Here is a 20,635-nt window from a genome sequence, read left to right as displayed (position 1 = left end):
TATGGCGCTCGACATCCTCGTCGTCGACGACGAAAAAGACATCCGCGAACTCGTCGCGGGCGTCCTCGAAGACGAGGGCTATGACACCCGTTCGGCCGCCGACAGCGACGCGACGCTGGAGGCGATCGCCACCCGACGCCCGTCGCTGGTGCTGCTCGACGTCTGGTTGCAGGGCTCGCGCCTCGACGGGCTCGAATTGCTCGACGAGATCAAGCGCCGCGATCCCTCGATCCCCGTGCTGGTCATCTCCGGCCATGGCAATCTCGACACTGCGGTCGCCGCCATTCGCCGCGGCGCCAGCGATTTCATCGAAAAGCCGTTCGAGGCCGAACGACTGTTGCTGCTCGTCGCCCGTGCCACCGAAACCGAACGCCTCCGCCGTGAGGTCGCCAGCCTGCGCGTCTACGCCGGGCGGGAAAGCGACCTCACCGGCAGCTCCGGTGCGATCAACGGCGTCCGCGCGACGCTGAAGCGCGTCGCGGCGACTGGCAGTCGCGTGCTCATCATGGGGCCCGCCGGCGTCGGCAAGGAGGTCGCCGCCCGGCTGCTCCACGGCTGGAGCAACCGCGCCCAGGCGCCGTTCGTCATCGTCAGCGCCGCGCGCATGACCCCGGAGCGGGTCGAGGAAGAGCTGTTCGGCGTCGAGGAGAGCGGCGACCTCGTCCGCCCCGGCCTGCTCGAGCAGGCGCACGGCGGCACCCTGTTCCTCGACGAGATCGCGGACATGCCGGTCGCGACGCAGGCGCGCATCCTGCGCGTGCTGACCGACCAGAGCTTCAGCCGCATCGGAGGGACGCGGATCGTCAAGGTCGACGTCCGCGTCGTCTCCGCCACCTCGCGCGACCTGACGCACGAGATCGCCGAGGGGCGGTTCCGCGAGGATCTTTACTACCGCCTCAACGTCGTGCCGGTGCTGATCCCGGCACTGTCCGAACGCCGCGAGGACATTCCCGCGCTGGTCGAGCATTTCATGGCGCATTATGCCGCCGACCGCCGCGTGCCGACACCTGAGATCGCCGCGGACGCGATGGTGGCGCTGCAATCCTACGACTGGCCGGGCAACGTCCGCCAGTTGCGCAACGTCGTCGAGCGCACGATCATCCTCGCGCCCGGTGACCGCATCGGCCGTATCGACCTCGACCTGCTGCCGGCCGAAGTGCTCGGCGATCAGGGCGATCTGGGCAGCGGGGGCGGGGGCGCGATCATGGGCGCACCGCTGCGGGAGGCGCGCGAGACGTTCGAACGCGAATATCTCCGCGTCCAGATTCGCCGCTTTTCGGGCAACATCAGCCGCACCGCCAGCTTCATCGGAATGGAGCGATCGGCGCTGCACCGAAAACTAAAATTGCTCGGCATCACCGACATGCGCGAGGATTGATCGCTGGACGGGGAGCACCTTCGTTCATAGATGGACGTAGCCGCCCGATCAGGGCGGCATCCGACGCCGGGAAACGGCGCGATTGCGGGCAAACGGCTCGCCAATAACACGAAAGGCTCGTCATGGCCGAAAAGCAAGGGTCCCTTCAGGACCTGTTCCTCAATGCCCTTCGCCGCTCGAAGACCCCGGTCACCATGTTCCTGGTGAAGGGCGTCAAGCTTCAGGGCATCGTCACCTGGTTCGACAATTTTTCGGTATTGCTTCGCCGCGACGGCCAGTCGCAGCTGATCTACAAGCATGCCATCTCCACCATCATGCCGTCGGGTCCGATGGATATCGCCGCACTCGTCGATTCCGTCGGAGAGGCACAGCGCAAGCAGCCGCTTTTGCAGGAAATCTTCCTCAACGCGGTGCGCAAGTCCGAAGATTCGGTGACGATGTTCCTTATCAACGGCGTCATGCTGCAAGGCCAGATCGCGGGCTTCGACCTGTTCTGCATGCTGCTCCAGCGCGAGGGCATGGCACAGCTCGTCTACAAGCATGCGGTATCGACGATCCAGCCGGCACGGGCGCTCAATCTCGCCGATGAGGGCGAGACGGAAGACTGAATATGAGTACCGGCTTCAACCGCGATCGGGACGAATTCGCACGCGGCGGGCGCGCGCTGATCGTCTTGCCGGATCAGGGTGACGCACACCGCGACGCCGACGCCCGGCTGGACGAGACGGCGGGCCTTGCCGCAGCGATCGGTCTGGTCGTGACCGACAAGGTCGCGGTCCGGGTGCGTGCGCCCAAGCCCGCGACCCTGATCGGCAGCGGTCAGGTCGAACAACTCGCAGTCCAGGTCCGTCAGGACGCGGCGGATCTCGTCGTGTTCGACGCCAGCCTGACGCCGGTGCAGCAGCGCAACCTTGAAACCGCGCTCGAAGCGAAGGTGATCGACCGTACCGGGCTGATCCTCGAAATCTTCGGCGAGCGCGCGGCGACGGCAGAAGGGCGATTGCAGGTGGAACTCGCCCACCTCGATTATCAGGGTGGACGTCTGGTACGCAGCTGGACCCATCTCGAACGTCAGCGTGGCGGCTTTGGCTTCCTCGGCGGTCCGGGCGAAACCCAAATCGAGGCGGATCGCCGGCTGATCCGCGACCGGATGGCGCGGTTGCGCCGCGAACTCGAACAGGTCAGCCGCACCCGCGGCCTCCATCGCGACCGGCGTCAGCGCGCGCCATGGCCGATCATCGCGCTCGTCGGCTATACCAACGCCGGCAAGTCGACGCTGTTCAACCGGCTGACGGGCGCGCATGTCATGGCCGAGAATCTGCTGTTCGCCACGCTCGACCCGACGCTGCGCCAGATCGCGCTACCCGGCATCGACAAGGCGATCCTGTCGGACACCGTCGGCTTCGTCTCCGACCTGCCGACACAATTGGTCGCCGCATTCAAGGCGACGCTCGAAGAGGTGGTGTCCGCCGATCTGCTGATCCACGTCCGCGATATCGCGCACCCCGATACCGAGGCGCAACGCAGCGACGTCGAGGCGGTGCTGGCCGAGATCGGCGTGTCCGAGATGACGCCGCGGTTCGAGGCGTGGAACAAGCTCGACCTGCTCGACACCGAACAGCATGATACAATGCTTGCGGAAGCCGATCGTCGCGACGACGTCGTGGCTCTGTCGGCGCTCAGCGGGGAAGGGGTCGATGCCCTGATCGAGCAGGTCGCCGGCAAGCTGACCGCCGGACACCGCCGCTACTGGATCACGCTGGAGGCCGGGGATGGCGCGGGAGCGGCGTGGCTTCACGCGCATGGCGAGGTACTCGGTCAGGTTAGCGAGGAACTCGAAACGCAATATGAAGTGCGGCTCGCCGAACGCGACTACGAACGCTTCCTGCAACGCTAACGGCGTTTTACCTGCTGCCAGAGCGCTTCCTGCGCATCGAGCGTCAGCGTCGGGAAATCGGCGCCGGCAAGCTCCTCCATCGCCCGAAAACGGCGCTCGAATTTGGCATTGCCCGATCGTAGCGCCGCCTCTGGATCGATCCCCAGATGCCGCGCCCAGTTGACGACCGCAAACAGCAGATCGCCGACCTCTTCCTCGACCTCATCCGAAGGAGCCGCGGTAACCTCCTCGATTTCCTCGTGGACCTTGGCACGCGACCCGTCGGCGTCGGGCCAGTCGAAGCCGACGCGTGCGGCGCGTTTCTGCAGCTTTACCGCGCGCATCAGCGCCGGCAAACCGGTGGCGACGCCGGCAAGCGCGCTGGCATCGTCCTTATCCGTCCGCTCCGCGGCTTTCAATTCTTCCCAGCCGGGACTGTGATCGGCAGTGCCGAAGATATGCGGATGGCGCCGTTCCATCTTGTCGCTGATCGCCGTCACGACATCGGCCAGCGTGAAGGCACCGGCCTCCTCGGCAATCCGGCTGTGGAACACGACCTGCAACAGCAGATCGCCGAGCTCGTCCTTCAAATCGTCGGCATCGTCGCGGGCGATCGCGTCCACCACCTCATAGGCTTCCTCGATGGTATAGGGTGCGATCGACGCCCAGGTCTGCGCGACATCCCATTCGCAACCGTCCCGAGGATCGCGCAACCGCGCCATGATCGCGACGATCCGGTCGATCACCACGGCCCCCTTCCAACCCTACCGGCAAAACCGATAATCTTCATTATGTAAAATCCTGGTGGTGGTGGGGTTCGAGGATCAGGACATTCCCCTCGATACGCCACGACTTCAGCTTGGACAGGAAGTTCATACCCAACACATCGGTATCGCCGAACGCTGGCGACACGACAACGCCGAGATCTCGCGCGGCGATATCGCCCAGTCGTAATTCCCGCACCGTCGCGGTTTGCGCGCTGATCCGTCCATTGGCGGTATTAAGGACGATCGGGAACATGCTCTTGGTCAGGTCCAGCGATGCCGCCTGCGCGGTCCGTGTCGACACGGCGGTGACCGTCGCGCCGCTGTCGACCAGCATCCGCCGGGACACACCATCCAACGTCACGCGCGCCCAGAAATGGCCGTCCGGAGCCATCCGGATGCGCGTCTCGCGGCCGACAACATTCTGGTCCTCAAGCTTCAGCATCTGCGCAACGCGCTGGAGATACGGATCGAACTTCTCGCGCTGACTCACCACCATCAGCAACAGGCCGGCGATGATCGCCCAGCTCGCCAGCGACAGCAGCACCCGCAGGATCGGCACCCGGCGGGCAATCAGCGCCGACACTGGCAGAATGAGAAGTAACAGATAGAGCAGCACGTTGCCGCCCAGGTCGATCGTCATAGCCCGAATTCTAGTCCGTCATAGCCTGGCTCGACACCGGCGGGCAGCGTCCCCACCAATGTCGCATAATCCATACTATGGTCCATGTGTATGAAGGCTGACCGATCCGGCGCCAGCTCCCCGATCCAGTCGAGGACGGTCGGCACATCGGGATGGGTCGGATGCGGCGCATAGCGCAGCGCGTCGACGATCCAGACGTCCAGGCCCGTGTAGAGCGCCCGCATCGCCGGGGTCAGTTCATGGAAATCCGTGGCATAGCCGACGTTCATGCCACCTGCCGAGAAGCGCAGGCCGGCGGATGTGATGCTGCCATGCGGCTGGTCGACGACGTCGATCGTGATCGCGCCGATCATCAGGCGCTCGGGCAATTCCGCCGCGTCGACGGTCGGCGGATATCCCTGCCGTCCGGCAAAGACATAGGTGAAGCGCGTTTTCAGCGCCTCCAGCGTCCGCCGCCGGGCAAAACCGCGCACCGGATGACCGAGCGCATGGAAGATCTGACGAACATCGTCGATGCCATGGCAATGGTCGGCGTGATCGTGCGTCCAGATGATCGCATCGACCGCGGCGACGTCCGCAGCGAGCAACTGCTCGCGCATGTCAGGGCCGGTATCGACCAGAATGCGCGTGCCGTCATGCTCGACGAGCAGCGAGGCGCGGGTGCGACGGTTGCGCGGCTCGGCAGGGTCGCACGCCCCCCAATCGTTCCCGATCCGCGGCACGCCGGACGAAGTGCCGGAGCCGAGGATGCGGACCTTCATTGCGGCGTCCCTCGCTGCGCCTTGTCGAACAGCGTGAAAAAGTTATCCACAGTCCGCGCCGCCAGTTCCTCGATCGGTTCCCCGCGCAGCTTGGCGAGGAAGGTGGCGGTATCGGCGACGAAGCCCGGCTCCCCCTGCTTGCCACGGTTCGGCACCGGCGCGAGGAACGGCGCGTCGGTTTCGATCAGCAGCCGCCCGATCGGCAGCCGCGCCGCCGTGTCCTGCAGATCCCGCGCATTCTTGAACGTCACGATCCCCGAGATCGAAATATAGAAACCGAGGTCCAGCGCGGCGTCGGCGAACGCACCGCTGGCGGTGAAACAATGGATGACGCCCTTATAGGCCCCCTCCTCCATTTCCTCGCGCAGGATGGCGAGCGTGTCTTCCTCGGCGTCGCGGGTGTGGACGATCAGCGGCAGACCGGTGGCGCGGCAGGCGGCGATATGCGTGCGAAAGCTCGCCTGCTGCCGAACGCGGTCGGAATGGTCGTAATAATAGTCGAGCCCCGATTCCCCGATGCCGACGATCCGCGGGTGCGCCGATCGTTCGACCAGCCGCGCGGTATCGATATCGGGATGCTGGTCGGCCTCATGCGGGTGGATGCCGATCGACGCCCAGACGTCAGGCTCCCGCTCGGCGGTGGCGACCACCGCATCCCATTCGCTCTCGCGCGTGGAGATGTTGAGCATCGCACCGACGCCGCGCGACCGGGCGCGGGCGAGGACCTCGCCCTGCTGTTCGAACACCCCCTTGTAGTTGAGGTGGCAATGGCTGTCGGCGAACATCACGCCTCCACCACCGCCGGCATCTCCAGCCGCGGGAACACCGGCGACGGCGGCGCGATGACGAAGCCCGACGCGGCCTGCCGCGCATACCAGCCATCGTCGTCGACCGCGGCATGGTCGTGCTCGGTCGCGCCGATCTGGTCGAGCACCTTGGCAGCGGAGTCCGGCACCACCGGCAGGATTGCGATCGCCAGCATGCGGATTGCACGCACCAGCGTCCCCAGCACCGCATGCATCCGCTCGGGATCGGTCTTGCGCAACGCCCAGGGCGCCTGCGCGTCGATATACTGGTTGCAGGCGAAGACGCCACGCATCCATGCCTCAATCCCCTGGCTGAGCAGCAGGTCGCCGAATGCGGTCTTGAACCCGGCGCAGGCGACGACGACCTCCTCGATCAGCATCGCATCCGCGGGGTTCGACCGGCCGGCATCCGGAAACGCACCGCTCAGGTTCTTAGCAATGAACGACAATGTCCGCTGCGCCAGATTACCGAAGCTGTTGGCCAACTCCGCGTTGACGCGGGTGACGATCGCCTCGGCAGAGTAGCTGCCGTCCTGCCCGAAGCTGACCTCGCGCAGCAGGAAATAGCGCACCGCATCGACCCCGAAGGCATCGGTCAGCGCGTCCGGGCTGACGACGTTGCCGACCGACTTGGACATCTTCTCGCCGCGATGGAGCACGAAGCCGTGCGCGAAGACCTGCTTCGGTAACGGCAGATCGGCCGACATCAGGAACGCGGGCCAATAGACCGTGTGGAACCGGGTGATGTCCTTGCCGATCAGATGCAGGTCCGCCGGCCAGAAGCGGGCCATCATGGCGGCATCGTCCGGATAACCCGCACCGGTCAGGTAGTTGGTCAGCGCATCGACCCAGACGTACATGACGTGGCCGGGGCTGTCCGGCACCGGCACGCCCCAGTCGAAGCTGGTCCGCGACACCGACAGGTCCGACAACCCGCCTTCGACGAAGCGCATCACCTCGTTGCGGCGCGCCTCGGGACGGATGAAGTCCGGGTTCGCGGCGAAGAGATCGAGCAACGGCTGCTGATATTTCGACAGGCGGAAGAACCACGTCTCCTCCGCGGTCCATTCGACTGGGGTGCCTTGCGGCGAGAGCTTGACGCCCCCTTCCCCGTCGACCAGTTCCTTCTCGTCGTAAAAGGCTTCGTCGCGGACCGAATACCAGCCCTCGTAGCGGTCGAGGTAAAGGTCGCCCTTGTCGCGCATCGCCCGCCAGATCGCCTGGCTGGCGGCATAATGCTCTGGCTCCACCGTCCGGATGAAGCGATCGTAGGAGATGTTGAGCGTGTCCGCCATCGCGCTGAAATGCGCCGACATCTCATCCGCGAAGGCGCGCGTTTCGACGCCGCGCGCGCGCGCGGTCTGCGCCATCTTCAGCCCGTGTTCGTCGGTGCCGGTCTGGAAGCGGACGTCGCGCCCGGCCTGACGCTGGAACCGCGCGATCGCATCGGCGCAGATCATTTCATAGGCATGGCCGATATGCGGGCGCCCGTTCGGATAGTGGATCGCGGTGGTGATATAATAAGGGTCGGCCATGCCGCGCGTCCTAGTCGATCGATCCCGCGAGGTGAAGCGGCGTCAGCGCAGCGTCGCGACGATCGCCGCCATCTCGAACACCGTCGCCTGCGCATCAAGCGAAAGGCCGAGCGCCGCGCCCGCGAGATCGCGTGCTGCGGCCTGCGCATCGAGAGCGGTTTTCAACCGTGTGCCCGACCGGCTACGCGCCTCGTGCGCAATCATCGCCGGCACGCGATCGAGGAAGGCCTCGTACCGCGCGGCATTGCCCTTCCCCGCCAGCGCCTTGGCCAGCGCGGCGCGGCGCGCGTTCATCGGATCGCCATCGCTGGCGATGCCGGCAATGGCATCGTCCAGCGCGTCGATGTCGAGCCCGGCATAGCGGATCGCACGGCCGGGCGCGCCCTCCCCCGTCCGCACCAGTGCAGCGATCTCGTCCGCCTCCGCATCGGGCAAGGCGCCGCGCAGCGCCTTCGCCATCTCGCCCTCATCGAGCGTCGCGAAGCGCAGCACGCGGCAGCGCGATCGGATCGTCGGCAGCAACCGCCCCGGCGCATGACTGACCAGCAGGAAGATCGTCCCGGCCGGCGGTTCTTCAAGGTTCTTGAGCAGCGCATTGGCGCCGTTGCGTTCCAGATCGTCGGCAGCATCGATGATGACGACGCGCCGCGCCCCCATCGACGGCGTCGTCGCGAACATGGGCTGGAGCGAGCGGACCTGCGCGATCGTGACGCTGCGCGCAATATCCTGATCGGGTTTCTCGGCATCCTTGGGCAGACGCTTGAGGACCCGCAAATCGGGATGCGACCCGGCATCGACCAGCGCCCGAGTCGGATGGCCCTTCGGCACGATCAGCCCGGGCGCGGTAACGCCGGTCGCGCTCGCCTCGGCGAGCATGCGCAACGCCGCCGCCTGCGCGAAGCTCGCCTTGCCGACGCCCTCCGGTCCGACCAGCAGCCACGCGTGATGCAGCACGCCGCTGCGCAGGGCCGCGGTGAAGGCGGCATGCGCATCGGCCTGGCCGAAGAGTTCGATCATGGCCGCACGGGGCCCCTGTCGGTCGCCATCACCCGAAGAGCGAGGTCAGCCCTGCCCAGGCACGGCCGAAAAACCCGGCTTCGCTCACATCCTCGGCAGCGACCAGCGGCAGGCGCTGTTCGGGCATTTCGGGCGACTTCACCACCAGATCGGCGATATGCTGCCCCGCCTTGATCGGCGCGCGGATCGGCCCTTCGTAGACCACCTTCGCGCTCATCTCCGGCACCGCACCGGCAGGCAGCGTCACCGTCAGCTGCTTCGGTGCGACCAGCCCGACGCTGCTCGCGCTGCCCATCTGCACCTCGGCGGTCGACACCTGTTTGCCCTGAGCGACGACCGGCTTGGCCTGCCATGCGCGGAAGCCCCATTCCATGAAGCGTACCGATTCCTCGGCGCGGCCGTTGGACGACGTCAGCCCAGCGACGACCATGACGAGGCGGCGGTTGTTCTGCTCCGCGGACCCGGTGAAGCCATAGCCCGCCTCTTCGGTATGGCCGGTCTTGAGCCCGTCCGCACCCGCGACGCGCCCGAGCAAGGGGTCGCGGTTCGCCTGGGTGATGTCCGCGCCCGCACCCAGCGTCTTGCCCCAGGTGAAGCTGCGCAGTGAATAGAAGCGCTTGTAGAGGTCGGGAAAGTCCTTGATCGTCGAAGTCGCCAGATGCGCCAGATCGCGCGCGGTGACATAGGTGACGCCATTGTCGGGCCAGCCGTTCGACGTGCCGAAATGGCTGTTGGTCAGGCCGAGCTTCTGCGCCTGCTGGTTCATCCGGTCGGTGAAGGTCTGTTCGGTGCCCGAAATCCCCTCCGCCAGCACGACGCAGGCGTCGTTGCCCGACAGCGTGACGATGCCCTTGAGCAAATTCTCGACGCTGACGCTCTCGCCGGTCGACAGGAACATCGTCGAACCCGCCTGCGGACCATGCCAGCGCTGCCACGTCTCGGGCCGGACGGTGAAGGTCTGGTCGAGCTTCAGCTCGCCCTTCTTGATCATGTCGAACGCGACATAGACCGTCATCATCTTGGCCATCGACGCCGGCGGCATGCGGCGATCGGCGTCCCGCTGGTACAGGACCGCGCCCGACGACAGATCCTCCATATAGGCGATCGGCGCGGTGCCCTGGAACTGCGGTGCGGCCGCGACCAAGGGGACGGCCAGCGCAACGATGGCGAGCGGAGCGGCGATCAGCTTGTTCATGACGTCGTCTTTGACTTTCCGGGGACGTGTAGCGGGAATGGAGCAGGCATAGCGCCGCAAGCGCGTGGCGTCAGCCCTCTACCGCATCGGCGAGCAGGCCGACGGAGAGGGCATAGAAGTTGGAACAATTGTAATCGAGGATGACGCGGTAGTTGCCGGTCAGCAGATAGGCGGTCGCGCCCGGGCCGTCGGGCTCGATCAGCGTCGCCAGCACGCCGTCCGCCGGCCATGCCCTGCCCTGCGGCACGACGCCGGCGGCGCGCCATTCCGCCATCGTCCGCCAGCGACTGTGGCGTTCGAACACGCGCGGGCAGCGCGGCGAGACGAGCCGGTTGGCGATGCCCGACCGGTCGAACCCGGCCGGTACGGTGACCGCGACGCCCCAGGGCTGGCCCGGGCGCCAACCGGCGTTCTGGAAATAATTGCCGATCGAGGCGAGCGTATCGGCGGGGCTGGTCCAGATATCGGCACGCCCGTCGCCATCGCCGTCACGCGCGAGACGGAGGTACACGGAGGGCAGAAACTGCGGGTTGCCGGTCGCCCCCGCCCAGCTGCCGACCAGACGTTCGCGCGGGATGCCACGGTCGAGGATCTTGAGCCCCGCGACGAACTCGCCCGCGAACAGGCTGCGCCGGCGCCCTTCGTAGGCGAGGCTGGCGAGGCTGCGCAGCAGGTCGAAATTGCCGGTATAGGCGCCGTAATTGGTCTCATGCCCCCAGATCGCGACCATGATCGATTCGGGCACGCCCGTCTCGCGCTCGACCCGCGATAGCCGTGCGCGCTGCGCCTGATAGGTCGTCCGCCCGCGGCCGATCCGCGCCGCGTCGACATGGCTCGCCTTGTAGGGCGCGAACGGCGGGGTGGCGGTGCTGCCCGGATTGCCCGGCTGCGCGCGGTCGAGCTGGATCGTGCGTTCGCTGAGCGTCAGCGTCGGGAACACCGCGTCGATCGTGCGCTGCGAGACGCCCGCCGCCTCCGCCTGCTGGCGGAGCGTCGGCAGATACGCCTGGAACCCCGCCTCGTCCTGCGCCGCCGCCGGACTGGCCGAAGCCAGCGCCAGCGTCGTTGCCAGAATACCGGCCCGCAAGCCCCGTGTCATTTGCCCCCACATGCCGATCGTGGTGCCACAGGGGGGCGGTGACGGGAACCTCTTATCGTCGCAGGGCTTGCACGGGCAGCCGCGGTGCGACTATCCGGGGCCGACCACGGAGAGATGGCCGAGTGGTTTAAGGCAGCGGTCTTGAAAGCCACTGGAGCTACACTGCAGAGGAGGCGAATAGGCGAGGATTTCTGGGGGTTTGCGGCTGGGCTATGATTGGGAGTGCAAACGCCCATAAGCATGTCGTAAGCTGCAAGCCGGTTGGTGGTACGGAAGAGTGTCCGAGTGGTTTAAGGAACCGGTCTTGAAAACCGGCGAACGGGCAACCGTTCCGTGGGTTCGAATCCCACCTCTTCCGCCAACAAAGCTGTTCTCGCACTGGTGCCGACAGGTCGGCTCGCATACCGTGCCGCACCATCTACCAACAAATTCTCGGGCGGCCTTACATGCGACTAGAATTTCGGCGGCGTCACCTCTCGATCACCGCGTTTCCGCCTGTCGATCTGCCGCCCCTCGCGATCATCCTCGGACTCAACGGCAGTGGCGACTCACCTCCTTGAAGCGATCGCAAACGGCTCAGTGCACAACTCGGTTGTAGAAGTCGCCGGCAACATGCCCATGCTACAGCCGAGTGGGCCGGTCAGGCTGCTGTCGACAGGTTCAGCGGCAGCTATGAATGTGCCGGTGGCGCAATCGACATACATGTCGGTTGAAGCCCAGTCGATGCCGCAGCCGGAAGCAATCCCGTTCGACAGCGCGCGGCAAATGCTTCTCAACCCCTTCAATGCTCAGCTCGAGCAACTCATCGGTGAGCCGCTTTTTGCCTTCGCGGGTGGGCAGGACCCGTGGCGGCTGGGTGAGGCCGAAGTTATTCGGCGAGCGGGCAATCGGGCGGAGCCGGAGCAGATTGCCGACCTCTTCGCAGCGGCCGCCTCAGCGATGGCCAACCCATTTAGTTCTGGTGTCTCTGCCCCAAACCAAGCGATGGTCGCCGGCGCCCTCGCACCGATCGCTCGGATAGCGACCAAGCTGGGCGTGCCGATCCTTTCTGTAACGCAGGAACAGGCACGCGCGCTGAGGCCCTGGGGCACTGACCAATTTCAAGCCGATCTTGCGACTTTGTTCGGCAGGTACCGCGACGCGGCCCTCAAGAACCAATTGGCTCGCCTCCAGGACAACGCGAACGGGACCTCGTCGGCGCTTAACGAGGAGGCGTTTCGTTCCACCTACGGGGCCCCACCATGGGACGAGATATCGGCACTCTTCCAGTCCTTCCGCCTACCGTACATCGCAACACCGCCGAACCTCTACGACTTCTCGCCTGTCTCTTTCTCCCTTCAACGGCAAGACACCGGGGACGCCGTGGCGCCGACAAACCTGTCGTCTGGCGAGAAGATACTCCTCCAGTTCGCAATATCGTCAATCAGCTACGACGATGACCTTACCAGGGTGACTCGACCTTCACTCCTCCTGCTGGACGAGATGGACGCGCCCTTACACCCAGAGATGGTCCACTATTGGCTCACCGCCGTCCAAAGCGGCATCGTGGAGGAGCAGGGAATTAACTGCATCCTGACAACCCACTCTCCTACCACCATTGCCCTCGCACCTGAAGAAGCAATGTTTGAGATGCGTGATGGCCGTTCTGGCCTGAGGAAAATATCTAAGCAGGATGCCCTGAACAGGCTGACTTTCGGCGTACCCATGCTGTCAATTGATTATTCTGGCCGTAGGCAAATTTTCACCGAGAGCGATACTGATGCCGCTATCTACGAGCGTGTATACTCGCTCGTGAAAGGTCGTATAAATTGCACTCGGGAGCTTAAATTCCTCTCTACCGGCATGCGCAACAAAGACGGCGGTGAGATAAACAGTGGCTGTACCGTCGTCACGAACATCGTCCAGCGCCTGAACGAGACGGGCAACATGAGCGTCTTTGGCATCGTCGACTGGGACGGCGGGACTACGTCAACCGATCGTGTCAGGGTGGTTGCGGAGGGCACGCATGACGGCATTGAGAACCTGCTTCTCGATCCGCTGCTCATCTGCCTACTGCTCCTCAAGGAGCGAAGGCCACCGGAGGGACTGGACGATATCGATCGTTTCGCTGGTGCCGACACGCTCAACACAGCGGACATCCAACGGCTGGTTGATGCAGTTCAGCACAGGGTGCTGCCTGGCAACACCAACGGACCGGTGGCCATCACTTACCTGGGCGGGGAAACGTCAAACGTGCTGCGCGACTACGCCACAATGGACGACCACGCCCTCGAAGACGCCCTCCGTGCAGCATTTCCGTACCTGAGAAAGTGGTCCAATCGCGGGGCGCTGGTCATGGCTGTCGTGGAAGAAGTGCTAACGGAACACCGGGTCTTCTGCCCTGCCCCTCTAAGGTATTTATTTGAGGGCGTGGCGAACGCATAAGCGTTTGCGGTGGGTCAGCGCCCCGCACCGTGAGGTGTAGGGCGCCTGCAGCGTCAGGGCGCAAAGGAGTGCCCCCGCTGCTGCGGATGTTCGATTAACGAGGGACTGTCCGCTGGTCCGGCGCGCGAGTGAAGCATGAACCCCATTGAAACAGACGCCCCCGTCGCCCGGCTGGACCTGCATGCGCAGGACGGGCGCCCTCTGGACTGGCGCAATACGTGGGTAAGAAAACCGACGCCCGCTGCTCGAAAGCCAAGCGTACGAGACATGGGTGGATGCCCCTGAGCCGATCGCCGGGTGGATAAAACGTTCCGGCTCGCGTCCGGCGGCGTCAAAGGGCGATAGCGGAGACGTCGTGCTCATGACCATCGAGTGCGCTCCGCCACCCCTTCCCTGCTGTTCCCCGCATCGCGGAACCCGATTCCGATTGTTCCACGCCGCGGTGGATCAGACGTCGACCCAGGGCTGCAGCACGACCTTGCCCGCCGTCTGGCGGCCTTCCAGCAGGCGGTGCGCTTCGGCGGCCTGCGACAGCGGCAGGACGGTATTCACCTGCAGCGCGATCCGACCGGAGACGATCAGTCCGAAGATCTCGGTCAGGGTGGACTGGATCACATCGGGGAAGGCCGCATAGGCGCCGACGTAAAAGCTTGTGAGCGTATGGTTCGGCACGATCAGGTCCCACGGATCGATCAGGCTCGTCTTGCCGCTGGACTGGCCGACGAAGATCATCCGGCCGAACGGCGCCAGTGCCCGGAATGCCTCGGCGACATTGTCGCCACCGGCGGTTTCAACGACGATGTCGACGCCCTTGCCGTCGGTCAGCGCGCGCACCTGTTCGGCCCAGCCGGGCGCGGTATAGTCGACGGTCGCATCCGCACCCAGACGCTCGGCGATGGCGCGCTTTTCCGGGGTGCTGGCGGCGGCGATGACCTTGCCGGCGCCGTAGACCTTGGCGAGTTGCACCGCGAACGAGCCGAGGCCCCCGGCGGCCGCCTCGATCAACACGGTTTCACCGGGCGCCAGCCGGGCCGCATTGCGCAGCACGAGCGCGGCGGTCAGGCCGTTGGCCATCATCGCCGCGGCCTGAACCGGCGCCACGCCCTCGGGCAAGGGCACCACGATCGCCTCCGGCACGCACAGATATTGCGCATATCCTCCCGCTCCGACGACCGCCAGCACCGGCATGCCAACGTGCAGCGAGGTCACGGCTTTGCCGACCGCAGTGATCGTGCCGGCGATCTCCGCGCCGAGGGTGAAGGGCAGCGGCGATGCCTCCGGATAATCGTCTCCGCGTCGACGCATGATATCGGCGAAATTGACCCCCGTGGCCTCGACGCGCACCAGCACCTCATGGTCCTGTGGCGTCGGCTCGGGCGCGTCCTCATAGGTCAGGACGCTGGCGTCGCCGGTTGCGTGAAATCGAACGGCTTTCATGCTATTCCCCTCGTGTTCGGTGATAATCTGTGTCGGAAAGGCCCGTGTCGGTCCCGGGCTACGCAAGCCCGAACTGCTTGTGCAGCACCCGATCGAACAGGGATCGGGGAAGGAACCTGCGGGCGAATGCGCCTTGCCTGGCATCCTTGCCGGACGGATAGCGCAGCCGGGGGGTGCCGGCGCTGGCGGCGCGGACGATCGTCGCCGCGACGTCCTGCGCGCTGCCGGCATGTGCGATGGCCTGATCGTAGGCGGCGAGATACTTCGCCCGGATCGCGTCATAGGCGGCCATCGGCTTGTCCGACGGGACGGTGCTCGTCTCGAACGCGGTCCGCGTCGCGCCCGGCTCGATGACGACGATCCGCACGCCGAACCCGCGCACCTCATGGTCGAGCGATTCGGAATATCCCTCCAGCGCGTGCTTGGTCGCCGAATAATAAGCGTTGAACGGCGCCGGGATAAGGCCGAGCCCCGACCCGATGTTGAGGATGCGTCCACTGCCCTGCCGGCGCATGATCGGCAGGACGACGTTGGTGACGCGGACCACGCCGTGGAAGTTGGTTTCGAACAGCGCATGGACCTGCTCGATCGAGCTTTCCTCGGCCGCGCCCGTCACGCCGACACCCGCGTTGTTGACCAGAAGGTCGATCCGCCCTTCGCGCTCCACCAGCTGCGCGATCGCGGCGGCGACCGACGCGTCGTCGGTCACGTCGAGCGCGAGCAGCGGAAACGCGCGGTCGCCCGCGTCCGCACCGCGCCTGCTGGTGCCGTAGACCCTATAGCCCGCCGACAGGAGCTGCAGCGCCGCCGCTTCGCCGATTCCCGACGATGCACCCGTCACGAGTGCCACTTTTTTCGGTGTTGTCATACGGATGTCCTTCAGCGCCAGTGACGAGACCGGCAGGGTATCCGCCCCTGCATCCGGTCTCTGTAGCTTTATGATGTCACTCATAATCAAACTCGTCAACAGGTTTGATTATGGTCGACATCAATGTATAGCAGGCGGCAGTGTCGGGCAAAGAGGTCCCCTATGAAGATCACCAAGGCGCAGTCGCAGGAGAACCGGGTGCGCATCGTCGACGCGGCGTCGGCGATGTTCCGCGAGCAGGGCTATGACGGGGTGAGCGTGGCGGATCTGATGGGGGCGGCGGGGCTGACCCATGGCGGCTTCTACAAGCACTTCGGCTCCAAGGCCGACCTGATGGCCGAGGCGGCGGCAAGCGGCGTCGCGCAGATCCTCGATCAGGCCGGCAGCGGCGACATCCGCCAGTTCATCGATTTCTACACGTCGAGAGAGCATCGCGACGGTCGCGGTGCCGGCTGTACGATGGCAGCGCTATCGGGCGACGCCGCGCGCCAGTCGGGGCATCTCAAGGCGACGTTCGCCGATGGGATCGAACGCATCCTCGACGCGGTGGAACGCGGGGGCATGTTCGGCGACGGGGGGCAGGACGCGGTGCGGGCGCAAGCGATCGACATGTTCGCGCACCTGCTGGGTGCGGTCGTGCTGTCGCGCGCATGTCCGGACGATTCGCCGCTCGCCGATGAGATCTTGCACGTCTGCCGGGCGAAGCTGCTGGAGTCATTGCCGTCGACGGACACCGACTAGCCGGGACCAACCCGCCACCGCGGGGCGATGCCCGCGGTGGCGGCGCACTCACTTCGCCGCGGTCGTCGTCTTCGCCGGCCCCATCAGCTTCTGTGCGAAATAGGTCATCTGGAGCGCCTGTAGCCGGGCACCCTGTTCAATGTCGGCATCGCCCGAATGGCCGCCGGCGGTGTCCTCGTAGAACAGGTACGGCAGGCCGTATTCCTTGAGCCGCGCGGCGAACTTGCGGGCGTGCTGCGGCCCGACGCGGTCGTCCTTGGTCGTCGTCCAGATATAGGGCTCGGGATAGGCGACGCCCTTGCGGATGTTCCGGTAGGGCGAGATCGTCTCGAGGAACGCCTTTTCCTCCGGGACGCTCACCGAGCCATATTCGTCGACCCAGGATGCGCCGGCGGCGATCTGTTCGTAGCGGATCATGTCGAGCAGCGGCACCTGGATGGTCACCGCCTTCCACAAATCGGGATGCTGGTTGAACTCGACGCCCATCAGCAGCCCGCCGTTCGACCCGCCATAGATGCCGAGCGTCTGTGGGCTGGTCAGCTTCCGCGCGAACAGGTCCTTCGCGACGCTGGCGAAATCGTCGTAGATCACCTGCCGCTTGGTCTTGCGGCCGGCGTCATGCCATTTCGGCCCGAACTCGCCGCCGCCACGGATGTTGGCGAGGACGTAGCTGCCGCCGCGCTCCAGCCACAGCTTGCCGGTCGAGGCATTGTAGCTCGGCAGCATCGGCAGTTCGAAGCCGCCATAGGCCGTCATGATCGTCGGCGTGGTGCCGTCGAGCGCGATGCCCTTTTTATGGACGATAAAATACGGCACCTTCGTCCCGTCGGTCGAGGTCGCCTCATGCTGTTCGACCACCAGGCCGCTCGCGTCGAACTTCGCCGGCAGCGTCTTGACCGGCGCCGCCGCCGTCGCCGCGGCGGCATCGAGCGGCAGCAGGGTGGTCGGCGTCAGGAAGCCGGTGACGGTCAGATAGGCGTGATCGCCTTTGTCGTCGGCGCTGGCGACGCCGAGCGAGGCGTTGTCGGGCAGCGCCACCGGCCGCGACGTCCAGCCCGCCGCGCCGGGCGTGTAGATCGCGGCGCGGCCCCGGACGTTGTCGTTGTAGATCAGGACGACATGGCCCTTCGTCGTCACCACCTCGTCGACCGACTGGCGCGGCGTCGGCGCGAACAGCACGGTCGGCCGGATCGCATTCGCCTGCACATCGGCGAGCGGCGCCGAGGCGACCGCACCGGCCGGCACCGCGCCCCAGGGATCGCTGGTCTGGAACAGCACCTGCCCGGCGACCATCCCGGCGGGGAAGGTGCGTGCCGGAATGTCGAGCTTCTTCGTCCCCTGCGGCGTCCAGACATGCGTCTCGCCGCCGAAGAAGGTCGTGCGCCGCTCGATCGCGACCAGCCGGTTGCCCTGCCCGTCGGTGATGACGCCCGCATAGGTGCCGAGCTGGTCGGTCGGCTGCCCGCGGAAGATCTCCTGCGCCTGTTCGAGCGGCTGGCCGCGCTTCACCAGCTTGACGACGAAGGGATAGCTGGACGCGGTCATCGTCCCCTGCCCCCAGTCGCGGCTGACCAGCAGCGTGTCCTTGTCGAGCCACGCCGCGCCCTGCTTCGACTTGGGCAGCGCGAAGCCGCCGTCGACGAACCGGCCCGCGGCCAGATCGAACTCGCGATAGCTGATCGCATCCTCGCCGCCCTCGGACAGCGCCACGAGGCAGAGCCGCTCGTCGGGCTGGAGGCAGGATGCGCCCTTCCACACCCATTTCTTGCCCTCCGCCCGCGACAGCGCGTCGAGGTCGAGCACCGTCGTCCATTGCGGCTGCGCGGCTGCGTAGCCGGCCTCGGTCGTCCAGCGCCAGATGCCCTGCAGATGATCGGAGTCGCGCCAGAAATTGTAGATGCGGCCGAACAGCTGGTTCGGCATCGGAATGCGATCCTTGGCCGAGGCGATCGCCAGCGCCTCGGCATAGAAGGTGCGGTAGCGCGGATCGGATTGCAGGCGCGGCAGCGTCTTCGCATTCTCGGCCTCGACCCAGGCGAGCGGCTTCGCGCCGTCCTTGTCCTCGAGCCAGAGATAGGGATCGGTGTCGGTCATATGGGTCATGTCAGGCTTCATTGGGGCGGGCTTCACTTGGGCGAGCGCCGGGCCGGCGGCAAGGATGGTGGAGGCGATCAGCAGCGTACGGAGGATCATCGGTGGTGCATCTCCCTTGATGCGCCGGTCTTGCCGGCCAAAGCGTCGCGGCGCAATGCATGCGGTCATGACGGAACGCATCGCCCCGGCCGACGGCCTGCCCCTGCCCCGCCGCTATGTCGCGATCGGCGCAATTTCCGCCGGCACCGCGCTGGTCATCATCGACGGCGGTATCGCGACGGTGGCGCTGCCGACGATCGCGCGCGACCTTCACGTCGGCAACAGCGCGGTGGTGGCGGTGGTGACCGTCTATCAGCTGATCCTCGCGATGATGATCCTGCCGTTCGCGGGGCTCGGCGACAAATTCGGCCTCAAGCGCACCTACCAGTTCGGGCAGGCGGTGTTCACCGTCGCGACGCTGCTGTGCTTCTTCGCCAAGAGCCTGCCGTTCCTGCTCGTCGTCCGCGCCGCGCAGGCGCTGGGCGCGGCGGCGGCGCTGAGCGTGTCGTCGGCGCTGATCCGGTCGATCTATCCGTCGAGGCAGCTCGGCCGCGGGCTCGGGATCAACTCGGTCGTGGTGTCGAGTTCCGCCGCCGCCGCGCCGACCATCGGCGGCCTCGTGCTCGGCATCGCGCCATGGCCGTGGGTGTTCGCGAGCGCGGTGCCGTTCGCGATCCTGAGCCTGATCCTCGGCCGCGCCCTGCCTGCGCCGGAGCCGCGCGACGAACCGTTCGACGTGTTCGGCGCGGTGCTGTGCGCGAGCATGATCGGCCTCGTCATATCGGGCGCGGAAAGCGCGGTGCACGGCGACAGCCCGGTGGTGTCGGCGGCGATCGTCTCGGTCGGTGCCGGCATCGGCTGGTTCTTCATCCGGCGCGAGCGGCATGAGGCGAAGCCGATCCTGCCGATCGACCTGCTCGCCAGACCGGTGATCGCGCTGTCGGCGGTCGGCGCCTATACCGCCTTTACCGCATCGATGACGCTGCTGCTGTCGACGCCGTTCCGCCTGCAACATGGCTTCGGCTTTTCCGCAGCCGAGGTGGGCGCGGCGATCGCGCCATGGCCGCTGACCAACATGATCGTCGCGCCGCTGGCGGGCTGGCTGTCGGACCGGGTGCCGGCGGGGCTGCTCGGCGGGATCGGCATGGCGGTGTCGATCGTCGCGCTGCTGCTGATCGCGACGCTGCCGGCGGAGGCGGCCTATATCGATATCGCGTGGCGGATGGCGCTGTGCGGGTCGGGGTTCGGCCTGTTCCTGCCGCCCAACGCCCGCCTCATCATCGGCTCGGCCCCGCGCGAGCGTGCCGCCGCCGCGGGCGGTCTGGTCGGTACGGTGCGGCTGGTCGGGCAGACGACGGGCGCGACGCTGGTCGCGGCGCTGCTGGCGATTGGCGTCGGTGGCGGCGCGACGCCGCCGCTCGTCGCAGCGGCCCTCGCGCTGGTGGCCGGCCTGTGCAGCCTCGCGCGGCTGCGCCCGTCGATCCGCAATCCGCGCAGCGACGAGGCGGAGGACGAACAGCCGGGGACGCAGGTTTCGCGGTAGGAAGGAGGGGGGCACGCGGAGACGCGGAGGTGTCTCGTCCGCGGCAGCGGCCCTCATCTTCCGATCACGTCGCATACCGGGCCTTGGTGTCGGCAGGATAACGCTGCCGCACGCGAAACACCTCCGCGTCTCCGCGTCTCCGCGTGAACAATCAGCCCTCAAGAACACCGCCTTCGCCTTGGACCCGCCTGTCATCTGCTGGCGGACCAGCGGGATCGCGGGGCCGCCCTAGCTCTGGAACTGCCGAAACTGGTCGTCGAATGCCTTCGGCGAGACGTTGTAAGACGAACGGCCGGGGATGCAGGTTTCGAGGTAGGAAGAAGGGGGTTCACGCGGAGACGCGGAGACGCGGAGGTGTCTCGTCCGGGGCAGCGGCGCTCATCTTTCGATCGCGCCGCATACCGGACCTTCGCAT

General features: G+C 66.2%; 16 protein-coding genes, 1 tRNA gene and 1 pseudogene. 7 read left to right on the top strand and 11 right to left on the bottom strand.

The features are described 5' to 3' along the window. The first annotated feature begins 1 nt into the window (after window position 1). From B2515_RS14820 to hflX, 3 genes are all read left to right on the top strand, one after another. Window positions 2–1,378: a sigma-54-dependent transcriptional regulator gene (locus tag B2515_RS14820; RefSeq protein ID WP_293877564.1), complete on the top strand. Its 1,377-nt coding sequence runs from the start codon at window positions 2–4 to the stop codon at window positions 1,376–1,378. Window positions 1,379–1,500: 122 nt separating this feature from the next. Then, entirely contained in the window at window positions 1,501–1,986 is a 486-nt protein-coding gene (gene hfq, locus B2515_RS14815; RefSeq protein WP_293877562.1) for an RNA chaperone Hfq, read from the top strand. A 2-nt stretch (window positions 1,987–1,988) separates the two neighbouring features. Then, on the top strand, window positions 1,989–3,275 hold the full coding sequence (hflX, locus tag B2515_RS14810; RefSeq protein ID WP_293877560.1) for a GTPase HflX: 1,287 nt from the start codon (window positions 1,989–1,991) through the stop codon (window positions 3,273–3,275). Here hflX and mazG read toward each other — a convergent pair. The 8 genes and pseudogenes from mazG to B2515_RS14770 form a co-directional block, all read right to left on the bottom strand. Then, window positions 3,272–4,000 (bottom strand): nucleoside triphosphate pyrophosphohydrolase, encoded by a 729-nt coding sequence (mazG, locus tag B2515_RS14805; RefSeq protein ID WP_293877558.1) that lies wholly within the window; start codon window positions 3,998–4,000, stop codon window positions 3,272–3,274. The genes hflX and mazG overlap by 4 nt on opposite strands. Window positions 4,001–4,043: 43 nt before the next feature. Next, window positions 4,044–4,661 carry a retropepsin-like aspartic protease family protein gene (locus B2515_RS14800; protein WP_293877556.1) on the bottom strand — a complete coding sequence of 206 codons (618 nt, stop codon included), beginning with the start codon at window positions 4,659–4,661 and terminating at the stop codon, window positions 4,044–4,046. After that, window positions 4,658–5,422, bottom strand: coding sequence for an MBL fold metallo-hydrolase (locus B2515_RS14795; protein WP_293877554.1), 765 nt, complete (start codon window positions 5,420–5,422; stop codon window positions 4,658–4,660). Before B2515_RS14795 ends, B2515_RS14800 begins: the two co-directional genes overlap by 4 nt. After that, window positions 5,419–6,207 (bottom strand): TatD family hydrolase, encoded by a 789-nt coding sequence (locus tag B2515_RS14790; RefSeq protein WP_293877552.1) that lies wholly within the window; start codon window positions 6,205–6,207, stop codon window positions 5,419–5,421. Before B2515_RS14790 ends, B2515_RS14795 begins: the two co-directional genes overlap by 4 nt. Continuing rightward, on the bottom strand, window positions 6,207–7,763 hold the full coding sequence (gene metG / locus B2515_RS14785) for a methionine--tRNA ligase (protein WP_293877550.1): 1,557 nt from the start codon (window positions 7,761–7,763) through the stop codon (window positions 6,207–6,209). The genes B2515_RS14790 and metG overlap by 1 nt, the downstream gene beginning before the upstream one ends. Window positions 7,764–7,805: 42 nt before the next feature. Further along, a pseudogene (locus tag B2515_RS14780) lies at window positions 7,806–8,789 on the bottom strand (AAA family ATPase); the annotation flags it as partial. Between the two features lie 19 nt (window positions 8,790–8,808). Next, complete coding sequence (locus tag B2515_RS14775) at window positions 8,809–9,975, bottom strand: D-alanyl-D-alanine carboxypeptidase family protein (protein ID WP_293877548.1); 1,167 nt, start codon at window positions 9,973–9,975, stop codon at window positions 8,809–8,811. A gap of 70 nt (window positions 9,976–10,045) precedes the next feature. Beyond that, window positions 10,046–11,086: a lytic murein transglycosylase gene (locus B2515_RS14770; RefSeq protein ID WP_293877546.1), complete on the bottom strand. Its 1,041-nt coding sequence runs from the start codon at window positions 11,084–11,086 to the stop codon at window positions 10,046–10,048. Window positions 11,087–11,345: 259 nt separating this feature from the next. Between B2515_RS14770 and B2515_RS14765 the strand changes: the two genes are divergently transcribed. Together B2515_RS14765 and B2515_RS14760 are read left to right on the top strand one after the other, a co-directional pair. Continuing rightward, window positions 11,346–11,435: transfer RNA gene (locus B2515_RS14765), tRNA-Ser, on the top strand. 179 nt (window positions 11,436–11,614) lie between these two features. Continuing rightward, window positions 11,615–13,498, top strand: coding sequence for an AAA family ATPase (locus B2515_RS14760; protein WP_293877544.1), 1,884 nt, complete (start codon window positions 11,615–11,617; stop codon window positions 13,496–13,498). 447 nt (window positions 13,499–13,945) lie between these two features. On the opposite strand, the gene B2515_RS14755 is transcribed toward B2515_RS14760, so the two are convergent. Beyond that, window positions 13,946–15,079, bottom strand: coding sequence for a quinone oxidoreductase family protein (locus B2515_RS14755; RefSeq protein WP_293877542.1), 1,134 nt, complete (start codon window positions 15,077–15,079; stop codon window positions 13,946–13,948). Continuing rightward, window positions 14,994–15,803, bottom strand: a complete 810-nt coding sequence (locus B2515_RS14750) for an oxidoreductase (RefSeq protein ID WP_293877540.1) — start codon at window positions 15,801–15,803, stop codon at window positions 14,994–14,996. The genes B2515_RS14755 and B2515_RS14750 overlap by 86 nt, the downstream gene beginning before the upstream one ends. A gap of 162 nt (window positions 15,804–15,965) precedes the next feature. On the opposite strand from B2515_RS14750, the gene B2515_RS14745 reads away from it, so the two are divergent. Beyond that, complete coding sequence (locus B2515_RS14745) at window positions 15,966–16,544, top strand: TetR/AcrR family transcriptional regulator (protein WP_293877539.1); 579 nt, start codon at window positions 15,966–15,968, stop codon at window positions 16,542–16,544. 48 nt (window positions 16,545–16,592) lie between these two features. Here B2515_RS14745 and B2515_RS14740 read toward each other — a convergent pair whose 3' ends face one another. Then, on the bottom strand, window positions 16,593–18,737 hold the full coding sequence (locus tag B2515_RS14740; protein WP_293877538.1) for a prolyl oligopeptidase family serine peptidase: 2,145 nt from the start codon (window positions 18,735–18,737) through the stop codon (window positions 16,593–16,595). Between the two features lie 67 nt (window positions 18,738–18,804). On the opposite strand from B2515_RS14740, the gene B2515_RS14735 reads away from it, so the two are divergent. Next, window positions 18,805–20,220: an MFS transporter gene (locus B2515_RS14735; protein ID WP_293877536.1), complete on the top strand. Its 1,416-nt coding sequence runs from the start codon at window positions 18,805–18,807 to the stop codon at window positions 20,218–20,220. Window positions 20,221–20,635: the final 415 nt, after the last annotated feature.

The organism is Sphingomonas sp. UBA978 (assembly GCF_002292295.1).
Classification (GTDB): Bacteria; Pseudomonadota; Alphaproteobacteria; order Sphingomonadales; family Sphingomonadaceae; genus Sphingomonas.
This window is presented reverse-complemented; position numbering and strand designations above follow the sequence as displayed.

Coding starts and splice junctions, on each gene's coding strand:
- B2515_RS14820 (WP_293877564.1), top strand. CDS start 2: ATGGCGCTCGACATCCTCGTCGTCGACGACGAAAAAGACATCCGCGAA.
- hfq (WP_293877562.1), top strand. CDS start 1,501: ATGGCCGAAAAGCAAGGGTCCCTTCAGGACCTGTTCCTCAATGCCCTT.
- hflX (WP_293877560.1), top strand. CDS start 1,989: ATGAGTACCGGCTTCAACCGCGATCGGGACGAATTCGCACGCGGCGGG.
- B2515_RS14800 (WP_293877556.1), bottom strand. CDS start 4,661: ATGACGATCGACCTGGGCGGCAACGTGCTGCTCTATCTGTTACTTCTC.
- B2515_RS14795 (WP_293877554.1), bottom strand. CDS start 5,422: ATGAAGGTCCGCATCCTCGGCTCCGGCACTTCGTCCGGCGTGCCGCGG.
- B2515_RS14790 (WP_293877552.1), bottom strand. CDS start 6,207: ATGTTCGCCGACAGCCATTGCCACCTCAACTACAAGGGGGTGTTCGAA.
- metG (WP_293877550.1), bottom strand. CDS start 7,763: ATGGCCGACCCTTATTATATCACCACCGCGATCCACTATCCGAACGGG.
- B2515_RS14775 (WP_293877548.1), bottom strand. CDS start 9,975: ATGAACAAGCTGATCGCCGCTCCGCTCGCCATCGTTGCGCTGGCCGTC.
- B2515_RS14770 (WP_293877546.1), bottom strand. CDS start 11,086: ATGTGGGGGCAAATGACACGGGGCTTGCGGGCCGGTATTCTGGCAACG.
- B2515_RS14755 (WP_293877542.1), bottom strand. CDS start 15,079: ATGCCAGGCAAGGCGCATTCGCCCGCAGGTTCCTTCCCCGATCCCTGT.
- B2515_RS14750 (WP_293877540.1), bottom strand. CDS start 15,803: ATGACAACACCGAAAAAAGTGGCACTCGTGACGGGTGCATCGTCGGGA.
- B2515_RS14745 (WP_293877539.1), top strand. CDS start 15,966: ATGAAGATCACCAAGGCGCAGTCGCAGGAGAACCGGGTGCGCATCGTC.
- B2515_RS14740 (WP_293877538.1), bottom strand. CDS start 18,737: ATGATCCTCCGTACGCTGCTGATCGCCTCCACCATCCTTGCCGCCGGC.
- B2515_RS14735 (WP_293877536.1), top strand. CDS start 18,805: ATGACGGAACGCATCGCCCCGGCCGACGGCCTGCCCCTGCCCCGCCGC.